Raw genomic sequence first — 1217 nt, 5'->3', positions numbered from 1 at the left:
TCGTACAGCGGCGGCGCGAATAGCCTGGAAACCTGGCTCGACACGAGTGCCGTTGCCATCAACGAGAGCACGAGCGCGTGCCCGTCGATCATTTCGATGACGATGACGAACGCTGTGATCGGGCTCTGCGTGACGGCGGCCAGATAGCCGACCATGCCGAGTGCGATCAGCATCGGCAGCTGCATCTGCCCGAACACCATGTGCAGCACGTTGCCGATGCCGGCGCCGATCGCCAGCGACGGCGCAAAGAGGCCGCCCGGCGTGCCCGGCAAGTACGAGCCGACCATCGAGGCCATTTTCAGCACGGGATACGCGACGCCGAGCTGCGAGCGACCCTCGAGCATGCCGCGCGCTTCCGCATAGCCGCTGCCGAACAGATTGCCGCCGCTCGCCACGCCGATCACGGCGATGAACAAACCGCACACGGCGCCGAACGCCACGGGCTGTTCCTTTCGGAGAGCCAATAAACGGGCGGGCATCCATCGCTCGGTGTTGAGCAGCAGCCAGCAGAACGCGCCGCCCGCGAGGCCGGTAATCACGCCAACCAGAATGACGGCGACCGCGAGCAGATCGGGCAGATGACTGCCGATGGCGATGGTGCCGAAATAGACATAGTTGCCTTGCAGCGCGAGTGAGACGATGCCCGAAAAGATGATCGCCGCGATGATCACGCCGCTCGTTCGCGCCTCGAAACTGCGCGTGAGTTCCTCGATGGCGAAGACCACGCCCGCGAGCGGCGCATTGAACGCGGCAGAAAGGCCCGCGGCTGCGCCCGCGAGCGCGAGCTTGTATTCGAGGCCGACGCCGTACATGCTGCGCAGCCGCGCCGGATAGAAGCGCCGGAGGCTGTACATCAGTGCGGCGCCCACATGGATGGTCGGCCCTTCGCGGCCGATCGTGAATCCGCCGACAATGGCGAGAAACGACAGGGCGATCTTGCCGGTCAGGATGCGCAGCGTGAGCAGGCGCGGGCCGAATTTGCGCACGTCGTGCAGCGTTGCGATGACCTGCGGGATACCGCTGCCCTCGGAACCCGGAAACCAGCGGCGCGTGGCCCAGACGCAGAAGGCGCCGATCGCCGGCGTGACGACGAGTGGCAGCCACCGGTTGTGGCCTGTCATCTGCACAAAGAGCGAGTAACCGAAGTCGACGAGCCGCGCATACACGACCGCGACGAGCCCCGTCGCGATGGCGCCGAGCCAGAACACGCCGAAATA

Annotated in this window: 1 protein-coding gene; it reads right to left on the bottom strand. The window is 65.7% G+C overall.

The window, feature by feature from the left end; translation table 11 throughout:
- The coding region (locus AB4Y44_RS42340) for a chloride channel protein (RefSeq protein WP_368702808.1) at positions 1 to 1217 on the bottom strand (1217 nt) is incomplete at both ends.

The sequence above is a fragment of the Paraburkholderia sp. BR10937 genome (assembly GCF_040965695.1).
Classification (GTDB): Bacteria; Pseudomonadota; Gammaproteobacteria; order Burkholderiales; family Burkholderiaceae; genus Paraburkholderia.
This window is presented reverse-complemented; position numbering and strand designations above follow the sequence as displayed.